Annotated in this window: 17 protein-coding genes; 4 read left to right on the top strand and 13 right to left on the bottom strand. The window is 66.7% G+C overall.

Annotated features, from left to right (window positions below; translation table 11 throughout):
- Positions 1 to 53: 53 nt before the first annotated feature.
- The 4 genes from TS85_RS12000 to TS85_RS11985 all read right to left on the bottom strand — a co-directional run bounded on the left by TS85_RS12000 (position 54) and on the right by TS85_RS11985 (position 4,852).
- Entirely contained in the window at positions 54 to 515 is a 462-nt protein-coding gene (locus tag TS85_RS12000) for a YaiI/YqxD family protein (protein WP_044332414.1), read from the bottom strand.
- Positions 512 to 2,326: a DEAD/DEAH box helicase gene (locus tag TS85_RS11995; protein ID WP_044332413.1), complete on the bottom strand. Its 1,815-nt coding sequence runs from the start codon at positions 2,324 to 2,326 to the stop codon at positions 512 to 514. Before TS85_RS11995 ends, TS85_RS12000 begins: the two co-directional genes overlap by 4 nt.
- 131 nt (positions 2,327 to 2,457) lie before the next feature.
- Positions 2,458 to 3,615, bottom strand: coding sequence for an Acg family FMN-binding oxidoreductase (locus TS85_RS11990; RefSeq protein ID WP_227698460.1), 1,158 nt, complete (start codon positions 3,613 to 3,615; stop codon positions 2,458 to 2,460).
- 73 nt (positions 3,616 to 3,688) lie between these two features.
- The gene (locus TS85_RS11985) at positions 3,689 to 4,852 is read right to left on the bottom strand and encodes a BaiN/RdsA family NAD(P)/FAD-dependent oxidoreductase (protein ID WP_044332409.1); all 1,164 of its coding nucleotides are present in this window, start codon (positions 4,850 to 4,852) and stop codon (positions 3,689 to 3,691) included.
- Between the two features lie 381 nt (positions 4,853 to 5,233).
- Between TS85_RS11985 and TS85_RS25430 the strand changes: the two genes are divergently transcribed.
- The gene (locus TS85_RS25430) at positions 5,234 to 5,761 is read left to right on the top strand and encodes a hypothetical protein (RefSeq protein ID WP_155006394.1); all 528 of its coding nucleotides are present in this window, start codon (positions 5,234 to 5,236) and stop codon (positions 5,759 to 5,761) included.
- A gap of 134 nt (positions 5,762 to 5,895) precedes the next feature.
- Here the strand turns inward: TS85_RS25430 and TS85_RS11980 are convergent, their stop codons facing one another.
- The 3 genes from TS85_RS11980 to TS85_RS24695 all read right to left on the bottom strand — a co-directional run bounded on the left by TS85_RS11980 (position 5,896) and on the right by TS85_RS24695 (position 6,906).
- On the bottom strand, positions 5,896 to 6,075 hold the full coding sequence (locus TS85_RS11980) for a hypothetical protein (RefSeq protein ID WP_044336207.1): 180 nt from the start codon (positions 6,073 to 6,075) through the stop codon (positions 5,896 to 5,898).
- A 334-nt stretch (positions 6,076 to 6,409) separates the two neighbouring features.
- Positions 6,410 to 6,667 carry an SWIB/MDM2 domain-containing protein gene (locus tag TS85_RS11975; protein ID WP_044332406.1) on the bottom strand — a complete coding sequence of 86 codons (258 nt, stop codon included), beginning with the start codon at positions 6,665 to 6,667 and terminating at the stop codon, positions 6,410 to 6,412.
- 32 nt (positions 6,668 to 6,699) lie between these two features.
- Positions 6,700 to 6,906 carry a hypervirulence associated TUDOR domain-containing protein gene (locus TS85_RS24695; protein ID WP_077228836.1) on the bottom strand — a complete coding sequence of 69 codons (207 nt, stop codon included), beginning with the start codon at positions 6,904 to 6,906 and terminating at the stop codon, positions 6,700 to 6,702.
- Positions 6,907 to 7,074: 168 nt separating this feature from the next.
- On the opposite strand from TS85_RS24695, the gene TS85_RS11970 reads away from it, so the two are divergent.
- Positions 7,075 to 7,296 carry a hypothetical protein gene (locus TS85_RS11970; protein WP_044332404.1) on the top strand — a complete coding sequence of 74 codons (222 nt, stop codon included), beginning with the start codon at positions 7,075 to 7,077 and terminating at the stop codon, positions 7,294 to 7,296.
- A 16-nt stretch (positions 7,297 to 7,312) separates the two neighbouring features.
- Here the strand turns inward: TS85_RS11970 and TS85_RS11965 are convergent, their stop codons facing one another.
- Entirely contained in the window at positions 7,313 to 7,741 is a 429-nt protein-coding gene (locus TS85_RS11965) for a BLUF domain-containing protein (protein WP_044332402.1), read from the bottom strand.
- A gap of 234 nt (positions 7,742 to 7,975) precedes the next feature.
- On the opposite strand from TS85_RS11965, the gene leuA reads away from it, so the two are divergent.
- Positions 7,976 to 9,637 (top strand): 2-isopropylmalate synthase, encoded by a 1,662-nt coding sequence (gene leuA / locus TS85_RS11960; RefSeq protein WP_044332400.1) that lies wholly within the window; start codon positions 7,976 to 7,978, stop codon positions 9,635 to 9,637.
- 16 nt (positions 9,638 to 9,653) lie between these two features.
- Here leuA and TS85_RS11955 read toward each other — a convergent pair whose 3' ends face one another.
- From TS85_RS11955 to folE, 5 genes are all read right to left on the bottom strand, one after another.
- A complete protein-coding gene (locus tag TS85_RS11955; RefSeq protein ID WP_044336206.1) occupies positions 9,654 to 11,417 on the bottom strand; it encodes a methyl-accepting chemotaxis protein in 1,764 nt (587 codons plus the stop codon).
- Positions 11,418 to 11,555: 138 nt separating this feature from the next.
- Positions 11,556 to 12,680 (bottom strand): zinc-binding dehydrogenase, encoded by a 1,125-nt coding sequence (locus TS85_RS11950; RefSeq protein ID WP_044332399.1) that lies wholly within the window; start codon positions 12,678 to 12,680, stop codon positions 11,556 to 11,558.
- A 38-nt stretch (positions 12,681 to 12,718) separates the two neighbouring features.
- A complete protein-coding gene (locus tag TS85_RS11945) occupies positions 12,719 to 13,069 on the bottom strand; it encodes a dihydroneopterin aldolase (protein WP_044332398.1) in 351 nt (116 codons plus the stop codon).
- Positions 13,062 to 13,841, bottom strand: coding sequence for an SDR family oxidoreductase (locus TS85_RS11940; RefSeq protein ID WP_044332397.1), 780 nt, complete (start codon positions 13,839 to 13,841; stop codon positions 13,062 to 13,064). The genes TS85_RS11945 and TS85_RS11940 overlap by 8 nt, the downstream gene beginning before the upstream one ends.
- A gap of 5 nt (positions 13,842 to 13,846) precedes the next feature.
- Positions 13,847 to 14,467, bottom strand: a complete 621-nt coding sequence (folE, locus tag TS85_RS11935; RefSeq protein WP_044332395.1) for a GTP cyclohydrolase I FolE — start codon at positions 14,465 to 14,467, stop codon at positions 13,847 to 13,849.
- Positions 14,468 to 14,695: 228 nt separating this feature from the next.
- Here folE and TS85_RS11930 point away from each other — a divergent pair, with 228 nt between their 5' ends.
- The gene (locus tag TS85_RS11930; RefSeq protein WP_044332393.1) at positions 14,696 to 17,326 is read left to right on the top strand and encodes a TonB-dependent receptor; all 2,631 of its coding nucleotides are present in this window, start codon (positions 14,696 to 14,698) and stop codon (positions 17,324 to 17,326) included.
- The last annotated feature ends 1 nt before the right edge of the window (position 17,327 follow it).

Below are 17,327 nucleotides of genomic sequence, written 5' to 3'. Positions count from 1 at the left end.
CATTAATGTAGTAACGTCTCGGTCTGGGTGCAAGCCTCGGGCGAGGCTCTTGTTCACCGGCCCCGCTTCAACCCCACCACCACCTGATCCAGCGCCCCCAGAAACCGCGAGCGATCGGTCTTCGCGAACGGCGCGGGTCCGCCGATCTGTTCGCCCCCGGCGCGCAAATCGGCCATGATCGCGCGGGTCGCGATGGCGGCGCCGATCGAACTGGGGGTGAAGGGCTTGCCGGTGGGGGACAGGACCTGCGCGCCGGCCTTCAGCGCGCGGTCGGCCAGCAAGATGTCGGCGGTTATCACCACGCACCCCGCGTCCGCCGCCGCCGCGATCCAGTCGTCGGCGGCGTCGAAGGCGTCGCTTACCACCTGCCGGCTGAGCAGCGGGTGCTGGGGGATGCGCAGCCAGGCGTTGCTGACGATCACCACCGGCACTTCGTGGCGGAAAGCGACCTTGTAGATCTCTTCCTTGACCGGGCAGGCATCGGCATCGACGAGGATGCGAACCGGCCCGCTCACCCGCGCGGCGGCCCCTTGCGGAAGGGGCGAGCCTTGTGCGGGGCGCCGACGTTGGAGCGATAGGGCGCGCCGCCGCCGCCGCCGGGACCGTCAGCGCCGGGGCGGCCACGCGGCGGGCCGCCGGGGCCGGAGCGCGGCGGCCCGGAGCGGTTGGGGCCGTTGCGCTGCGGGCGCGGGCCGTCATGGCCGCGCGGGCCGTCATGCTGGGGCGGGCCATCGGGCGCTGCTTCGATCCGGACATCCTCGTCCGCTTCCGCAGTCTTGGCGACCGCGGCGGCGAATTTGGACGCGATCGCGCGCGGCACCTGGAACATCGTCTCGTTCGGGCCGATGCGGATCGCACCGATATCGTTCTTGGTTAGCGCCCCGCGACGGCAGATCAGCGGGAGGACCCAGCGCGGATCGGCGTTCTGGCGACGACCAATGTCCATGCGGAACCACACCACATCCTCGAACCCCGGACGGTGCCGCTCGGCCTGTGCGGCGCGGCGCGCCTCGGGGGTCTGCTCGGCCATTTCCTCGGGCTGGGGCATCGCGGCGCGGTGGGCGTGGACGAGCGCGGCGGCGATTTCCTGCGGCGTCTTTTCGGCGAGCAGGCGCTCGGCCAGCGCGGCATCCTCTTCGTCGACTTCGATCGGCGCCAGCAGCGCGGCGAGCAGGCGCTCGCGGTCGTTCGCGCGAATCTGGTCGGCGGTCGGCGCGTCGATCCAGTCGGCGTTGATCCGCGCCCCGCGCAGCATCGCCTCGACCCGGCGGCGGCGCGGATAGGGGACGATCAGGACGGCGGTGCCCTTCTTGCCCGCGCGGCCGGTTCGGCCCGAACGGTGCTGCAGCGTCTCGGCATCGCGGGGCAGCTCGACATGGACGACGAGACTGAGGCTGGGCAAGTCGATCCCGCGCGAGGCGACGTCGGTGGCGACGCAGACGCGCGCGCGGCGATCGCGCAGCGCCTGGAGCGCCTGGTTGCGCTCGTTCTGGCTATGCTCGCCCGACAGCGCGACCGCGGCGAACCCGCGCTCGACCAACGTGGCGTGGAGGTGGCGGACATTGTCGCGCGTGGCGCAGAACAGCATCGCCGTCTCCGCCTCGTGGAAGCGCAGCAGGTTGATCACCGAATGCTCGATGTCGGACGGGCTGACGGTGACGGCCTGGTAGCTGATGTCGCCATGGCCGCGATCCTCGCCTACCGTCGTGATGCGCAGCGCATCCTTCTGGTAGCGCTTGGCGAGCATCACGATCGGCTTGGGCATCGTTGCCGAGAACAGCAGGGTGCGCCGCGTATTGGGCGTCGCGTCGAGGATCTCCTCCAGATCCTCGCGGAAGCCCATGTCGAGCATCTCATCGGCTTCGTCGAGCACCGCGGCCTTGAGCGCCGACAGGTCGAGCGCGCCGCGCTCCAGATGGTCGCGCAGGCGGCCTGGCGTGCCGACGACGATGTGCGCGCCCATGTTGAGCTGGCGGCGCTCCTTTGACGCATCCATCCCGCCCACGCAGGTCGCGATGCGCGCGCCGGTGGGGCCATAGAGCCAGATCAGCTCGCGGCTGACCTGAAGCGCGAGTTCGCGCGTCGGGGCGATGATCAGCGCATGGGGCTCACGGGTGGGGATGACGCGGCCATCCTCGCCCAGCAAATCCCCGGCCATGGCAAGCCCGAACGCAACCGTCTTCCCCGACCCAGTCTGGGCGGAGACGACGAGATCGCGTCCAAGCGCCTCGGGTTCAAGGACAGCGGCCTGGACAGGCGTGGGCGCGGCATAACCACGCGCGGCGAGCGCTTCGGCGAGAAGCGCGGGGAGGGATGAAAATGGCATGAAAGGCGCAGATGGGGCCGCGCGGGCAATAGAGCAAGTGAATTCGCGGTTAAGACGAGTGTCGTGGGCGAAAGTGGGTTGGCGCTGGGCGCGACGCCCGACGGCGTTCGCTGCCATGCGGGCGGCAAGTGTCAGGTGATGATGACGCTTTCCGCGCGTCGTCGTGCCGACCAGGGCGTTGCCGGGCCATAGCCGAACCGGATCACGATATCCGGCCTCCTGCCGGGCAGGCCGACAAGCGAGGCGAGTTCGGGGCGGAGGCGAGGGACTTCGACCGGCTGGTTGAGGAAGGCGTGCTTCATCCCCAGCGCCGTTGCCTGGAGCGCGAAACGCTGACAGGCCTGCCCGACCCGCACCCAATGTTCGGGGTGCGCTCCCGCCCCGACGAAAACGGCTATTCCGGCGGACGAACGGATCTGGCGTGCATATTGCTCATTTTGAGACTGCGCCGTCGAGAACCAGTCGAACGCAGGCGGGCCGAGCCAGTCGGGCAATGCGGGGTTGCCGCTTGCAACGCTGTAGAGGCCGTCGCGCGTCCGCAGCGCTTGTTGTGGGTTGAACCGCAGCCAGGACTTCAACTCCCGGACAAAGGCGTCATCTGCCATTTGCGCGTCGTTGCCGGCCAGGACAAGGTCTCTCAACCGGTCGATTTGCGTCCGGTCGGTCATAAGGACCAGACCGACGCCGGGCACCGTCGCGACGGCCTTTGCGAGCATGGTCAGGGTGGCGGTGTCCACGCCCCGGCCATCATAGACGCCGCGTGTCGATTGCCGTCGTCCAATGGCGTCGAACATCGCGGATGGGATGGCGGCTGCCCGTTCGAAGTCGAAGCGGACCACGCCGCCGCGAGGATCGAACCCAACCACCCCGGGTGCACCGCGCGCGGCAGAGGCCAGCGACAGATTCTCGGCAGCGCAGCCGAGGCTGACGAAAAGATGATGGTCGTCGGGATCGACGACGGGCGTTCGCCTTGAAAAATCGGGCAGAATTTCGATCCGCTTTGCGCCAAGGCGAAACCGCCAAGGCTGCGTATTGTGCCCGTTAGGCGCAAGCGTCGCATAGCGGACGAGATCCAGCCCCGATGGCGTGTGCGCGAGCGGCGCGCGCAGGGAGGCGATGCCCTCCGCATAGTCGGAAGGCGAACCCATTGCCGACAGCGTGGCATATGCCGTCGCGCCGGCGACGGCGACGGTCGCGCCGGCACCGACGAGCATTTGTCTTCGGTTCAAGAGCAACCCCTTTCCCGCACGGGATTTTGTTCGGCGTCCTTGCCGGGAATGCCATGACATTTGGGGCCGCCATGGACGAGCATCGGAATCTACGCATTGCGTCGGGTCGCCACGCGCACCGCCCTGATGCCCCCTAAACCGCCATCCCCGCCGCCCATCCGCTGGCCCAGGCCCATTGGAAATTATAGCCGCCCAGCCAGCCGGTGACGTCCACCGCCTCGCCGATCGCGTACAGCCCCGGCACCCTGCGCGCTTCCATCGTCTGCGAGGACAGGTCGGCGGTGGCGATGCCGCCGACCGTCACTTCGGCCTTGGCGAAGCCCTCGGTCCCGTTGGGGAGGAAGCGCCAGGCGGCGAGGCGGCGTTCGGCTTCCTCCAGCGTGCGGTCGGTGGCGCCCACCAGTTCGCCCGGCAGCGCGAGTTGTTCGGCCAGCGTCTCCGCCAGCCGATCGGGCAGGCGCTCGGCCAGCACGCGGCGCAGCGTGGCGCGCGGGCGGGCGCGCTTGGCGGCGGGGAGCCAGCCGCGCGGGGCGTCGGGGAGCAAGTCGATCTCCACCGGCTCGCCGTGCCGCCAATAGCTCGACGCTTGGAGGATTGCGGGGCCGGACAGCCCGCGATGCGTGAACAAAGCCGCCTCGCGAAACGCGGCCTTGCCCGCGCGCGCGACCACGTCGGTCGACACGCCCGACAACTCGCGGAACAGCGCCTGGTCGGCGGCGAGCGTCAGCGGGACCAGCGCCGGGCGCGGCTCGACCACTTTGAGCCCGAAGCGGCGGGCAAGGTCATAGGCAAAGCCGGTCGCGCCCATCTTGGGGATCGACGGCCCGCCGGTCGCGATCACGAGCGCCGGAGCGCTGGCGCTGCGCCCGCCGCACTCGATGCGATAGCGGCCATCGCCATGCTCGACGGTCGCCGCGTGGCCCAGCCAGATCTCGACCCCGCCGATCGCGCATTCGCCCAGCAGCATCTCGACGATCTGCGCCGCCGACCCGTCGCAGAAAAGCTGGCCCAGCGTCTTCTCATGCCACTTAATGCCGTGCCGCTCGACCAGATCGAGGAAATCGCGCGGCGTGTACCGCCCCAGTGCCGACTTGGCGAAATGCGGGTTGGCGGAGAGATAGCGATCGGGCGCGGTGGCGATATTGGTGAAATTGCACCGCCCGCCGCCCGAAATCAGGATCTTCTTCCCCGCGCGATCGGCATGATCGACCAGCAGGACGCGCCGCCCCCGCTGCCCGGCGGTGAGCGCACACATCAGCCCGGCGGCACCGGCTCCGAGGATGATCACGTCGTACATGGCTGGGCGGGTAGCAGGTGTGGGGGCGGGGGCAAGGGTGGGGGCTTGGGGATGGCGTGGAGTGGTGGTTAGCTGCCACCGCGCGAAGTTTAGGAAGTTTAGGCGCACGCGCGTTTTTCGGCAGGCCTCGCCACGGGCAGGCGAGGGGATGCGAAGTTTAGGAAGTTTAGGCGCGTGGAGCGTTGGCGGGAACCGCCAGCCGGAACATGGGTCGAGCCCGCGAAGCGCGCGCCTTGCGCACGTGAGGGGGCATCTTACGGAATCAAAGAGCGGTCGCCGAAAGGCGGCAACGATGGTACATATGGGGAACATTGGCGCGATTGCAAGGGGGCGGCTGCTGCGTCGGACGGTACGGGCGAAGCTCGCCGCGAGTGCCCGGAATTGGTGGAAAGCGGACCAGCAGCTTACGAGTCCGATACTGAAAAAGCAGCCGTTGTAATCACGCCGGGATCGTGCATCCATCTTCCGATGGCACCCTCTTTTTCGATAGACCAGCGGACCGGCGAAATTCGCATTGGCGACACTGTTGTCCTCAAGTCTGGCGAGCAGCGAACCGCCGTTGAGCCACAGGTTGCGACACTGGCAGATAGCTCGCGAGATCATGGTAATGGTTTCAATTGGCTACACCTGCGCGGACTGACGTTCGGTGGCCAGCCAGCGCACCTCTCCCTGTGTTTTCATCATAATTTGCTTGACCGAGCATCTTGGAGCGTGCGGCTGCCGAATGCCGAAACGGACGGTGATTGGCCGACAAGAGACGCGATCGACGCAGAGATCGCTTTCGTTCGCCGCACGCTTACTGACGAGATGGGAATAAGCGCTGGCTTGTTTCCGTGGGGCGAAGTTTGGAGCAGCTTTGATACCAAGGGGTTTTTGGCAGCTAACGGGCTTCGCTATCACCGCGCTTAACGTCTGACTTTGGGGCGGCAGCCGACAGGCGCCTTTCAGTAGTAAAGCGCGGTTCGGCGGCTTTCAGTCCGCCCGCGCCACGCTTCCGTACCTCCGGCGCTCCCTCCCTCTCCCGCCGGGAGAGGGAATTGCACTCAATGCAATTTCGCGATCGACAGCCCGTCCGCCTTGGCGCGGTCCTTGACCGATTCCTCGCTGCGGGTCAGCGCCTTGGCGATTGCGCGCAGCGGCATTCCCTTTTTGGCCAGCGTGTGCAGCTTCTGGATTTCGTCCTGTCGCCAGGGCTGGCGATGCCGTTCGAATTTCTCAGCCATGTTCGGTCTCCGTTCGTCCGCGGCCATGCCAGCGCCGCGCCGGGATGGCCACCCCGTGATGCCGCGAAGCGCCTCGCCATCGCGTGTGAAAATTTCTGTGGAAAACCAAGGGCGGGTTACGAAAAGGGGCATTCTGAGCCCGCAAAGGCCTTCCATCGCGGCGTGAAAGCCGCCGCATCGCCCCGCCGCCAGGCGGTTTGACGCTGCGGCATCCTGCAGAGTCGCGCGCCCCGATCCGCCGCCAAAACGCAAGCGGGGCGGGCTTCGTTCGAAGCCCGCCCCGCCTGTTTGCAAACCCGTCCTCGGGCGCGCCGGCGACCCGCCGGCGGCGGCCTTACTTGACGTGCTTGGAGATGTGCTTGTTCATTTCGAACATCGTCACCTTCTTGGCGCCGAAGATCGGCTCCAGCGTGGCGTCCGCCAGAATTTCCCGCTTGTTTTCAGGGTTCTGGAGGTCATGCTTCTTGATGTACTCCCACATCTTGCTCACGATTTCGCTCCGCGGCAGATCGGCGGTGCCGACGATCTTCGCAAGCTCGGGCGAGGGGGTGACCGGCTTGGCGATGCCGCCGCGTGCTTTGGTTTCGGCCATGTTGTTCGTCTCCTGTTATGCCCGTGCCCGGGCTATTCCTTCGTCAGCGCGGCGGGCTTGTGGGAGGCCCTTCCGCCTTTGCCGCTTTCGACGATGTATTGCGGTGCGTGCGCGGATGCACGTACCTGGTGCCCTTTGATCTTGGTATCACGCGTCTGTCTAGCCACGACGTTGCCGTGTGCGGTGCCGCCGTGCGATTTCCAAGATACCCGGTCCCCCTGCTTGAGCCGTTCGGTCATGAACCCTCTCCTGCCACTCCAGCCTAAGCGCAGCGGGTCGGCAAAGGGATGCACCCGCGACGCGGCTCGTCGCACCGATGCGACGCTCTGGCCGAAAACGGCGCCCAGGGGGGCGTGGTTTGCGCCGCGGGCGCATGCTATCGCGGTCGCACAGGCTGGGAGAGAGCGATGCGCGTGCGATTGCTGATGGTGGGCGTGCTGGTGGCGCTGGGCGGATGCGGCGGGGGCGGCACGACGGGGACGAACTATTCCGACGCCCCGCCCATGGCCGAGATCGTCGCGACGCCGTCGCCGCGCGCCAGCGCCACCCCAGATGCGCCGCCCGACGAAACTCCGGCCTATGCGATCACCAACGAAGATGCCGAGATGCTGGACAACGCCGCCGACTGACGCGCGTCTCGCGGGTTCAGGCGCGCGCAGCCTGTCTGCGCACCCGTCCGGAGCGCATCCGCTCTCGGACAAACCCCTCGAACGTCGCGCGCACGCCCAGCGACGCGCCGGCGACCATCGCATCGACCCGCGCGATGAACGTTTCCGCCTCGTCGCCCGGGCCGCGATGCGCCATCGCCCAGTCGCCGAACTGGCGTTCCTCGATGGCGCGCCGCGAAAGCTCCACCACCGCCTTGTGCCGCCGGTCGCGGCGGATGCGGGCCATGCATGCGGCGGTCTCGGCCTGGGGTCCTTCGAGGACCTGGAGGAAGCGCATGCCATCGGAATAGAGCAGCCCGGTAATCCCGTCCCCCTCGTTCCACAGGCGCGACACCTCGAGGATCGGGCCGGGATCGACGGGGCCTAACGCCGGGTTGGCGGTGCTGACATAGAGTATCTGCAACATCCGGAATATGTCTATTGGGGTGCCTGTGGCCGCTCAATCCGGGAGGATTCCGGAACTGGACATTCGCGCCGGAGCGGCTATCATCGCGCCCATGCAGATTGCGCGCCCGCTCCTCGGACACCGACTTACGCGCCCTTAGGGGTGCCGTTTGCCTGCGCGCGCCTCTAAGGGCCAACTCGACTCGAACCATCTTCAGCGCCCGCATGCCTGCGGGCCTAGCCCGAGAGACTGATCATGCTGCGCGATCCCAGCGTCAAATACCGTGCCTTCCCCCAGGTCGATTTGCCCGACCGGCAATGGCCCAGCCGCACCATAACCCAGCCGCCGCGCTGGCTGTCGACCGACATGCGCGACGGCAACCAGGCGCTGATCGATCCGATGGACGGCGAGAAGAAGCAGCGCTTCTTCGACCTGCTGTGCCGCGTCGGCATCAAGGAAATCGAAGTCGGCTTCCCCAGCGCAGGCGCGACCGAATTCGATTTCATCTCCGGGCTGGTGCGCGACGGCAAGGTGCCCGACGACGTGACGATCCAGGTGCTGACCCAGTCGCGCCGCGACCTGATCGAGACCAGCTTCGAAAGCCTGCGCGGCGCGAAGACCGCGATCGTCCACCTCTATAACGCGGTTTCGCCGGCATGGCGCCGGATCGTGTTCGGGATGAGCCGCGACGAAATCCGCGGGATCGCGATCGAGGGCGCGAAGGTAATGCGCGACTGCGCCGCCGCCCAGCCCGACACCGACTGGCGCTTCGAATACAGCCCCGAGACCTTCTCCACCGCCGAACTCGATTTCTCGGTCGAGGTTTGCGAGGCGGTGATGGACATCCTCCAGCCAACGGCGGACAAGCCGATCATCCTCAACCTGCCCGCGACGGTGGAAGCGGCGACGCCCAATATCTATGCCGACCAGATCGAATGGTTCGGGCGCAACATCCGCAACCGCGAGGCGGTGGTGATCAGCCTGCACACGCATAACGATCGCGGCACCGGCGTCGCGGCGTCGGAGCTGGGGCTGCTGGCGGGCGCCGACCGGGTCGAAGGCTGCCTGTTCGGCAATGGCGAGCGGACCGGCAATGTCGATCTGGTGACGCTGGCGCTCAACATGTACACCCAGGGGGTCGACCCCGGCCTCGATTTCTCGGACATCGACGAGGTCATCCAGACGGTCGAATATTGCAACCGGCTGCCCGTGCATCCGCGCCACCCTTATGCGGGTGAGCTGGTGTTCACGGCCTTTTCGGGCAGCCATCAGGACGCGATCAAGAAGGGCTTCGCCGCGCAGGAAGCGCGCAACGACCAGATGTGGGACGTGCCCTATCTGCCGATCGACCCCAAGGACCTGGGCCGCGATTACGAGGCGGTGATCCGCGTCAATTCACAATCGGGCAAGGGCGGCGTCGCCTGGGTGCTCGAGCAGGATCGCGGGCTCAAGCTGCCCAAGCGGATGCAGGCCGATTTCAGCCGCCACGTCCAGGCGCTGGCCGACGAGACCAGCCGCGAGCTGAACGCGGCGGACATCGGCGCGCTGTTCGATCGGACCTATCTGCCGGGCGATGCCGACCGGATCGCGCTGGTCGATTATGAGGAGACCGGCGGCACTGGCAAGCGCGTGTTCGTGGGCCGCATCGCGATCGACGGCGAACCGCGCTCGATCTCCGGGCGCGGCAACGGGCTGATCTCCGGCGTGATCGATGCGCTGGGCGGGTCGACCGGGCCGCGGCTCGATGTGGTCGATTACAGCGAGCACGCGATCGGCAACGGCGCCGATGCGCAGGCGGCGGCCTATGTCGAATGCCGCACCGATGACGGGCGGACGGTGTTCGGTGTCGGGATCGATGCCGACATCGCCACGGCCTCGGTGCGCGCAGTGCTCAGCGCGGCCAATCGCGCGGGGTAGCCGCTGATATTTTCGGTCAGTGCACGGTCGGGCGTGGTGCGGCGGGGACCGCCAGCGGCGCTCCGCCGTCGCGCTCGAACCGGAACGCCCCGGCGCGGGTCGCGAGCGCGCCGACTTCGCCCGACAGGTTGCCCAGGGCCGCGGACGTCTGTTCGACCATCGCCGCATTCTGCTGGGTGATCGTGTCGAGCCCCTTCATCGCATGCGCCACTTCGGACACGGCAGTGGACTGGGCGTGGTTGTCGCGATCGATCGCCGAGATCAGCGCATGCACCGCCTCGAAATCGCCGGTCACGGCGTCGAGCGCGCTTTGGGTCTGGGCCACGGCATCGGCCGCCTGGAGGATATCGGCCTGGGTCTCGGTGAGCATTTCGCGCGCCTGCTTGGCCTGATCCTCGGCACGCATCGCGAGCGCGGAGACGAGGTCGGCAACCACCGCGAAGCCGCGCCCCGATTCGCCCGCGCGCCCCGCCTCGACCGCCGCGTTCATCGCGAGCACCCGCGTCTGGAACGCGATCTTGTCGAGCCCCTCGATCACGCCGTCGATGTTGAGCGCACTGCCGCGCGCGCGCTCCATCGCCTGCACTGCGCGCCCGGTGGTCGAGCGGCTGTCCTCCACCATCGCGATGGCGCCGTCGGCGCGCTTCACGGTGGTGTCGGCGGCCTGCATGCTGTCCTTCAGCCGCTCCTCGATCTGGACGAGCGCCATCGTCGCCTTGGCGACATTGTGCGCGCCGCCTTCGGTGCGGCGGGCGAGATCCTCCGAACCCTGCGCCAGTTCGCGCGAGGTGACGCCGATATTGCCCGCGCTGTCGCGCAGCAGTTGGACCTTGTCGCGCAGCGCCGCGATCGCTTCGTTGATGTTCTGGCGCAGCACTTCATATTCGGCGGGGAAGGGCTGGTCGATCGTGTGGCTGAGATCGCCTTCGCGCAGCGCGAGCAGCCCGCCGCCGAGCAGGTCGGTCATCCGCCGCTGTTCGGCCAGGTTGCGGGCATCGGCCTCGATCCGGGCGGCGGCGGAGGCGCGATAATGTTCGAGCCCGACGGCGATCGAGCCGATCTCGTCGGTGCGCTCCCGATAGGGAATGTCGGCATCCCCGCCGCTCGCAAGCCGGGCAGTAAGCCCCGACAGCGTGCCGATCGGCTCCAGCACGCGGCGGTACATGGTGATGTAGAAGTGCAGCGCCTGTGCCCCGACGACGACGCCCAGCGCCAGCACGATGCCAATCGCGACCATGAATTCGCGCGCGCCTTCGGCGGCGACGGCCTTTTGCCGATCGAGCGTAAGCGAAACGAGCTTGTCGACTTCGCGCCGGTGGTCGGCATAGGCGGCGCTGAGCTGGCCATAGGCGGCATCGATCGCGGGGCGATCCTGACGGCACACCGCGTCCAGGAACGCACCCTGTGCGATCGTCCAGAAGCGCATCGCCGCCGGATGCGAATGCTCCAGCAACTGCGCCTTCAGATCGGCATCGACGTTCGCGGTGATCCAAAAGGCGTGCCGCTCGTCATAGAGTTTGCGCAATTCGGCAAGCCGGGCCGCGCGCTGCGCCACCGTGTCGGGATCGCGCGCCAGCAGCGTCGCTTCCAGATAGGGCTCGATGACATATTCGGGCGGGGGCAGGATGTCCGCGATCAGATCGGCGTTCATCTGCTGCGCGACCTGAACCTTGCCCCCCATCCGAATATTGTCGAGCCGCGAAATCGCAAACAGCCCGCCGACCAGCAATATCGCCATCATCGCGAGCGCGCTGTTGCGCACGAAGCTGCCAATCGACATTCGATACTCCTGAAGCACACACACGGCGTCGGTCGACGCCACTGCGTGCTGGACCGCCCCGTCAATTATAGAGGCGATCCGGAGCGGCCCGGGCATGGGAAAATACGTAGGCGCGCCTGCACGGCGCGCCCGTTATGCTTAGCGCGACGGATCGATCAGATATTTCTCGCCTGTCGCCTTGCGGGCATAGGCGGCGACGATTTCCGGATCGAGGACGTCGGCAAGCGAGATGGTCGCGCTGTACCGGCTGGCAAAGGTCGTGGTGAGTTCCGCCGCCACCCGCGCGCGCAACCGCATCACGCCCTCCATGCCCAGCTTCATCAGGAACGGCGTGAGCAGGAAGCCGCTGACCGCCCAGGCAAAGCCATAGCCGCGATCCAGCTCGGTCGGCCCCAGGTCGAGCGCGCCATAGATATAGACCTGTTTGAAGGTCGATGATCCATAGCGGCTATATTCGGTCGCGGTGCGGTTTGCGGCGGCTTCCATCGCATGGAGGATCGTGTTGGCCAGCTTGCCGCCGCCGATCGCGTCGAAGGCGAGCGTCGCGCCGGTCTCGGCGATCGCATCGGTGAGCTTTTCGCGGAAATCGGCGGCGCTGCTGTCGACGATATGCGTCGCGCCGATCGCGCGCAGGATCTCGGCCTGCGCCTCGCTGCGGACGATGTTCACCAGCGGCACGCCATCGGCGATGCAGACGCGGTTGAGCATCTGGCCCAGGTTCGACGCGGCGGCGGTGTGGACCAGCGCCTTGTGCCCCTCGCGCCGCAATGTCTCGACCATCGACAACGCGGTCAGCGGATTGACGAACATCGACGCGCCATCGGCGGCGCTCGCGCCCTCCGGCAGTACGATGCAATCGCGTGCCGGAAGCTTGCGATACTGCGCGTACATCGCGCCGCCCATCATCCCGACGCGCTTGCCGAGTAGAGCCTGCGCGTTCGCACCCGCGGCGACGACGGTGCCCGCGCCTTCATTGCCGACCGGCAGCGACTGATCGAGCCGCGGCTTCATCGCGGCCATCCGGGCAGGGGGAATGTCTGCGGTCAGCACGGGGTCGTCCCCCGTGCCGGGGCGAAGCGTCGAGAGATCGGCCGGGCCGAGCAGCAGGCCGAGGTCCGACGGGTTGATCGGTGCGGCCTCGACCCGGACGATAACCTCGTCGGGGCCGGGGGCGTCGCGGTCGACGGTCTCGAGGCTGAGCGTGAGCTGGCCTGCGGCGGACACCGTCGAGCGGAGTTCGAGGCCGGAGAAGCGATCGGTCATGGGGGTAGTCCTTCTGCGTTTCGGTTTGTCCGACGCCGTCAGCGGGTGCGGGTGATCTCGCAGCCGATCCGCGCGTCGGGATAGATGTCGAGCTTGGTCGAGCGAACCCGCACGTGCACCACGCGCGGATCGGCGAGCGCAAGCGTCGCGACTTCCTCGCACAACGTCTCTTGCAGCTCGATGTGTCCCGCCGCCGCCAGCGTCAGGATGCGGGTGCGCAGGAAATCATAATCGACCACGGCGTCGATCCGGTCCTCCGGGCGCGCGGGATACCGACACGTCATCGCCACATCCAGCGTCACCCGCTGCGGCGCTGCGCGTTCGGCGGGATGGATGCCAAGGCCGATGCTGACCTCCAGCCCGTCGAGGCAGATGTCATAGTCAGGCATCGGCGCCGGCCTCCGGTCGCGCGCGGGTGGAAAACATCACGTCGCCGTCGCGCCGCACGAAGCGCTGGCCGCAATCGACGAAGACATTCTGCCCGGTGATGCTCCGCGTCTCGATCAGATGCGCGACGGTGCGGGCAATGTCGCCTGCGTCCACCGCCCGCTCGAGCAAATTCTGGCGCGCGGTCTGGGCAAATTCGTCGGCGGTCTGGTCGAGGCTCGGCAGCGTCAGCCCGGGCGACACCGCGTTGACGCGGATGCGCGGCGCCAACGCCTGCGCCAGCATCGTCGTGGCCCCCTCCAGCGCCAGCTTCGAGCAGGTATAGCTGAAGAAATCGGGGTTCAGGTTGGCAAGCTTCTGGTCGAGCAGATTGACCACCGCTCCGTCGTCCAGATCGTCCTGCGCCGCCATCGCCATCGCCAGCGCGACGGGGGCGGCGAGGTTGATGTGCATATGCCGGTCGAGCAGCGCATAGTCGGCGATCGGCGGGCGATCGAAGGCGAAGAGCGACGCGTTGTTGACCACGGCTGCGATCGGACCGCCCAGTTGCGCGCGCGCCGCGGCGATCAGCGCCGCCGGAGTCGCCGGATCGGCAAGTTCCCCCGACAGCACGCACACCGACGCGGCGCCCGATCCGCGCAGTTCGGTCGCCAGCGCCTCGGCTTCCTCGGGCGAATGGTGATGATGCAGCGCGATTGCATGGCCGCGCGCCGCCATCTCGCGCGCGATCGCCGCACCGATCCGGCGCGCGCCGCCGGTGACGAGGACGCGCATCGACGTCAAAAGCCCATCAGTGCGAGCACTTCCTTGCGGCTGCGCTCGTCTTCGCGGAACACGCCCATCATCCGGCTGGTGACCATGCCCACCCCCGGCGTGCGGACGCCGCGCGCGGTCATGCAGCTATGCGTCGCCTTGATCACCACGGCGACGCCGAGCGGCTTGAGCTTGGTCCAGATACAGTCGGCGACTTCGGCGGTCAGCCGCTCCTGGACCTGGAGGCGCCGGGCATAGCCGTGCAGGACGCGCGCGATCTTCGATATGCCGACGACATGGTTGCGCGGCAAATAGGCGATCGATGCGGTCCCGATGATCGGCGCCATGTGATGCTCGCAATGCGACTGGAACGGGATGTCGTTGAGCAGCACGATCTCGTCATAGCCGCCGACTTCCTCAAACACGCGGCTGAGATGGGCGCCGGGGTCCTCGCCATAGCCCTGGCAATATTCCTTCCACGCGCGCGCCACGCGCTGCGGCGTGTCGAGCAGCCCTTCGCGCGTGGGATCGTCGCCGGTCCAGCGGATCAGCGTGCGGATCGCCTCGGCGACATTGTCGGGAACGGGAATCTTGGCGGGGCGCGCGATGATGTCGCCATCCTCGGGTCCAAGGGCATTTTCCACCATTTTGGCGACTAACCTTTCTCGTTCGGCAATGACGTTACGGCAACCGGCCTTTGCGCCCGTGGTCCGGTGTTGCCTTTCTGTACCCTCGAGTAAAATACGGACGCAACCCGCGAAATCCTGCGGTTCTTACCCGTTGACGGCCAGAAAAATGGAGCGTTAGTTGCCTCCACAATAAAAGCAACGCCGCGGCGATGATCAAATCGCGCGGATGGAGAGGGGACTGATCCCATGAAAAAGCCCGACTTGCTGGCAGCGACGGCGCTTGCGTTGTTTCTGTCGATACCCGCTTATGCGCAGAACGCGCCGGTGCCGACTGACTCCGCGCCACAGGATTACGACAACGCCAATGATATCGTAGTGACGGCAACGCGCCGCAACGAGACGGTGCAGGACGTGCCGATCGCGATTACTGCAGTGAGCGCCGAGCTGCTCGAAAATGCCGGTGTGCAGGATATTCGCGGGCTCGAGCAACTTGCCCCCAGCCTCCAGACCACCACCGGCCAGTCCGCCGCGACGGGCGCATCGCTGTCGATCCGCGGCATCGGCACCGCGGGCGACAATCCGGGCTTCGAGCCCGCAGTGGGCGTCTTCATCGACGGCGTATTCCGCCCCCGCGCGGGCGTGGCGCTCGCCGAGCTTCCCGAACTGGAGCGCGTCGAAATCCTGCGCGGGCCGCAGGGGACGTTGTTCGGGCGCAATACCTCGGCGGGCGCGCTGTCGATCTTCACCGCGCTGCCGCGCTTCGACAAGCTGAGTGGCTATATCGAGGGCAGCTATGGCAACTACAACGCCTATGAAATCGAAGGCGCCATCACCGGGCCGGTAAGCGAACAGATCGCGCTGCGCTTCGACGGCGGCTATCGCAAGCGCGACGGCTATATCCACGACGCCAACAGCGATCGGCGAGTCAACAATATCGATCGCTACAATCTGCGCGGGCAGATGCTGGTCGACACCGGCGACGTCACGTTCCGGCTGATTGCGGATTATTCCAAGACCGACGAGGCGTGTTGCGGCGCCGTCAGCGTCGCGCGCGGTTCGCTGGCGCCGGTGATCCAGTCGATCGCGGCCGCGCAGGGGATTGTCGGGCTGTATACCGGCGCGGCGTCCGACCGCACCATGGGCATTTCGCGCAATCGCGACCTCAACGAAAAAGTCACCGATTACGGCGTGTCGAGCGAGATCAACTGGGATCTGGGCGACGTCCAGATGACCTCGATCACCGCGGTTCGCAACTGGCGGGCGACGCGCAACCAGGACGTCGATTTCTCCGGCATCGATCGTGCGTATCGCAGCGACTATGCAACCCGGCTGCGCGACATCACCCAGGAAGTGCGCTTCCAGGGATCGGCATTCGGGGGCAAGCTCGACTGGCTGATCGGCGGCTTCTACCTCAACGAGGAACTGAGCCTGCGCGACACGGTGAAGATCGGCAATGACGGCAATCGCTATGTCGACACGATCTTCGCGGGCCAGCTCGGCGCCGCGTTCGGGACGCCGGTGCAATTCTTCGGATCGCTGGGCAGCGGGGTGCCGACGCTGGGGCAGGTGCTGATCAATCCCGCAGCACCCCCCGCCGCCTATGGCGCGCTGGCGCCGCTGGTAACGCTGCTCCGCGCCCAGGCGGGGACCGCGCCGATTCCGGGCATTCCGGTGGTGCCGGGGCTTGCCGCGCTTGCGCTGTCGCCGCTGCCGGGTGCGGTGGCGGGGCAGGGCAACAGCCCGGACTTCTTCAAGGTCAAGACCGACGCCCTGGCGCTGTTTACCCACAACATCGTCAATGTGACTGACAGATTGTCGCTGACGCTCGGCGCGCGTTACAATCATGAGACGAAGAAGTTGAACGCCTCGATCAATAATAATCTTGGAAGTTGCGGTTTCTTCAACCAGGTGCGCGCCGGGAATGCGGCGGCGGTGGCCTATGCCAATATCCTCAAAAACATTCCGGGGCTGTTCAACAATCTGTACCTGCTGAGCTGCAACCCGGCGGTGAATACCGAGTTCAACGGCAATTACGCGCACGACCGCAGCGAGAACAAGGTCACCGGCACAGTCAAGCTGGCGTTCAAGGCTTCGGACAAGCTGCTGGTCTATGGCAGCTTCGATCGCGGCTATAAGTCCGGCGGGTATAATCTCGACCAGGCGACGTTCGATTCGGTGCTGCTGGGCGGAAACGGGCCGCAGGCCGCCGACCTCGCCTTTGGGCCGGAAAGCGTCGATTCGTTCGAGACGGGCATCAAGTACAGCCCGAACCGCACCTTCACCTTCAACCTCGCGGGCTTTTACGCGAAGTATAAGGACCTGCAGAACCTGGTGTTCAGCGGCACCAATTTCGTCGTGCAGAATATCGACAAATCGACCTCGCGCGGGATCGAGGCGGAAGCGGTGATCCGCCCGACCGCGGCGTTCACGGTGCGGCTGGGCTATACCTATCTCGACGCCAAATACGACGAGTCGAACAACTTCACCGGCACGCCGCTGGCCGGGCTGGAGGGCGAGCAGATCCAGAACCAGCCCAAGCATGTGATCAACTCGGCAGTGACCTGGGAACCGCAATTGACGAGCGGGCTCAAGGGGCTGGCGCATGTCGACATGCGGTATAACAGCGCCGTCGAGATCGTCGGGCTGAGCAGCGTCGCGGGGCGCGGTATCGTGCGCAATTCGGACTATCCGCTGATCAACGCCCGGCTCGGGCTCCAGAACACCGACGGCAGCATCAAGGGCGAGTTCTTCGTCGAAAACCTGACCAACCAATATTACAACATCACCGGATTCGCAGTCCCCGAGCAGACCGGCAATTATGCCGGCTATCCCGGCTATCCGCGCTTCTACGGCGTGCGGGCGCGCTTCGGGTTCTGAG

Source organism: Sphingomonas hengshuiensis (assembly GCF_000935025.1).
Lineage (GTDB): Bacteria > Pseudomonadota > Alphaproteobacteria > Sphingomonadales > Sphingomonadaceae > Sphingomonas > Sphingomonas hengshuiensis.
Note: the sequence above shows the minus strand (reverse complement) of the source record. Positions and strands in the feature narration are given on the sequence as shown.

What these genes read in the sequence shown, in the direction of transcription:
- TS85_RS11995 (WP_044332413.1), bottom strand. Translation starts at nt 2,326, where the DNA reads ATGCCATTTTCATCCCTCCCCGCGCTTCTCGCCGAAGCGCTCGCCGCG.
- TS85_RS11990 (WP_227698460.1), bottom strand. Translation starts at nt 3,615, where the DNA reads ATGTCATGGCATTCCCGGCAAGGACGCCGAACAAAATCCCGTGCGGGA.
- TS85_RS11985 (WP_044332409.1), bottom strand. Translation starts at nt 4,852, where the DNA reads ATGTACGACGTGATCATCCTCGGAGCCGGTGCCGCCGGGCTGATGTGT.
- TS85_RS11980 (WP_044336207.1), bottom strand. Translation starts at nt 6,075, where the DNA reads ATGGCTGAGAAATTCGAACGGCATCGCCAGCCCTGGCGACAGGACGAA.
- TS85_RS11975 (WP_044332406.1), bottom strand. Translation starts at nt 6,667, where the DNA reads ATGGCCGAAACCAAAGCACGCGGCGGCATCGCCAAGCCGGTCACCCCC.
- TS85_RS24695 (WP_077228836.1), bottom strand. Translation starts at nt 6,906, where the DNA reads ATGACCGAACGGCTCAAGCAGGGGGACCGGGTATCTTGGAAATCGCAC.
- TS85_RS11970 (WP_044332404.1), top strand. Translation starts at nt 7,075, where the DNA reads ATGCGCGTGCGATTGCTGATGGTGGGCGTGCTGGTGGCGCTGGGCGGA.
- TS85_RS11965 (WP_044332402.1), bottom strand. Translation starts at nt 7,741, where the DNA reads ATGTTGCAGATACTCTATGTCAGCACCGCCAACCCGGCGTTAGGCCCC.
- leuA (WP_044332400.1), top strand. Translation starts at nt 7,976, where the DNA reads ATGCTGCGCGATCCCAGCGTCAAATACCGTGCCTTCCCCCAGGTCGAT.
- TS85_RS11955 (WP_044336206.1), bottom strand. Translation starts at nt 11,417, where the DNA reads ATGTCGATTGGCAGCTTCGTGCGCAACAGCGCGCTCGCGATGATGGCG.
- TS85_RS11950 (WP_044332399.1), bottom strand. Translation starts at nt 12,680, where the DNA reads ATGACCGATCGCTTCTCCGGCCTCGAACTCCGCTCGACGGTGTCCGCC.
- TS85_RS11945 (WP_044332398.1), bottom strand. Translation starts at nt 13,069, where the DNA reads ATGCCTGACTATGACATCTGCCTCGACGGGCTGGAGGTCAGCATCGGC.
- TS85_RS11940 (WP_044332397.1), bottom strand. Translation starts at nt 13,841, where the DNA reads ATGCGCGTCCTCGTCACCGGCGGCGCGCGCCGGATCGGTGCGGCGATC.
- folE (WP_044332395.1), bottom strand. Translation starts at nt 14,467, where the DNA reads ATGGTGGAAAATGCCCTTGGACCCGAGGATGGCGACATCATCGCGCGC.
- TS85_RS11930 (WP_044332393.1), top strand. Translation starts at nt 14,696, where the DNA reads ATGAAAAAGCCCGACTTGCTGGCAGCGACGGCGCTTGCGTTGTTTCTG.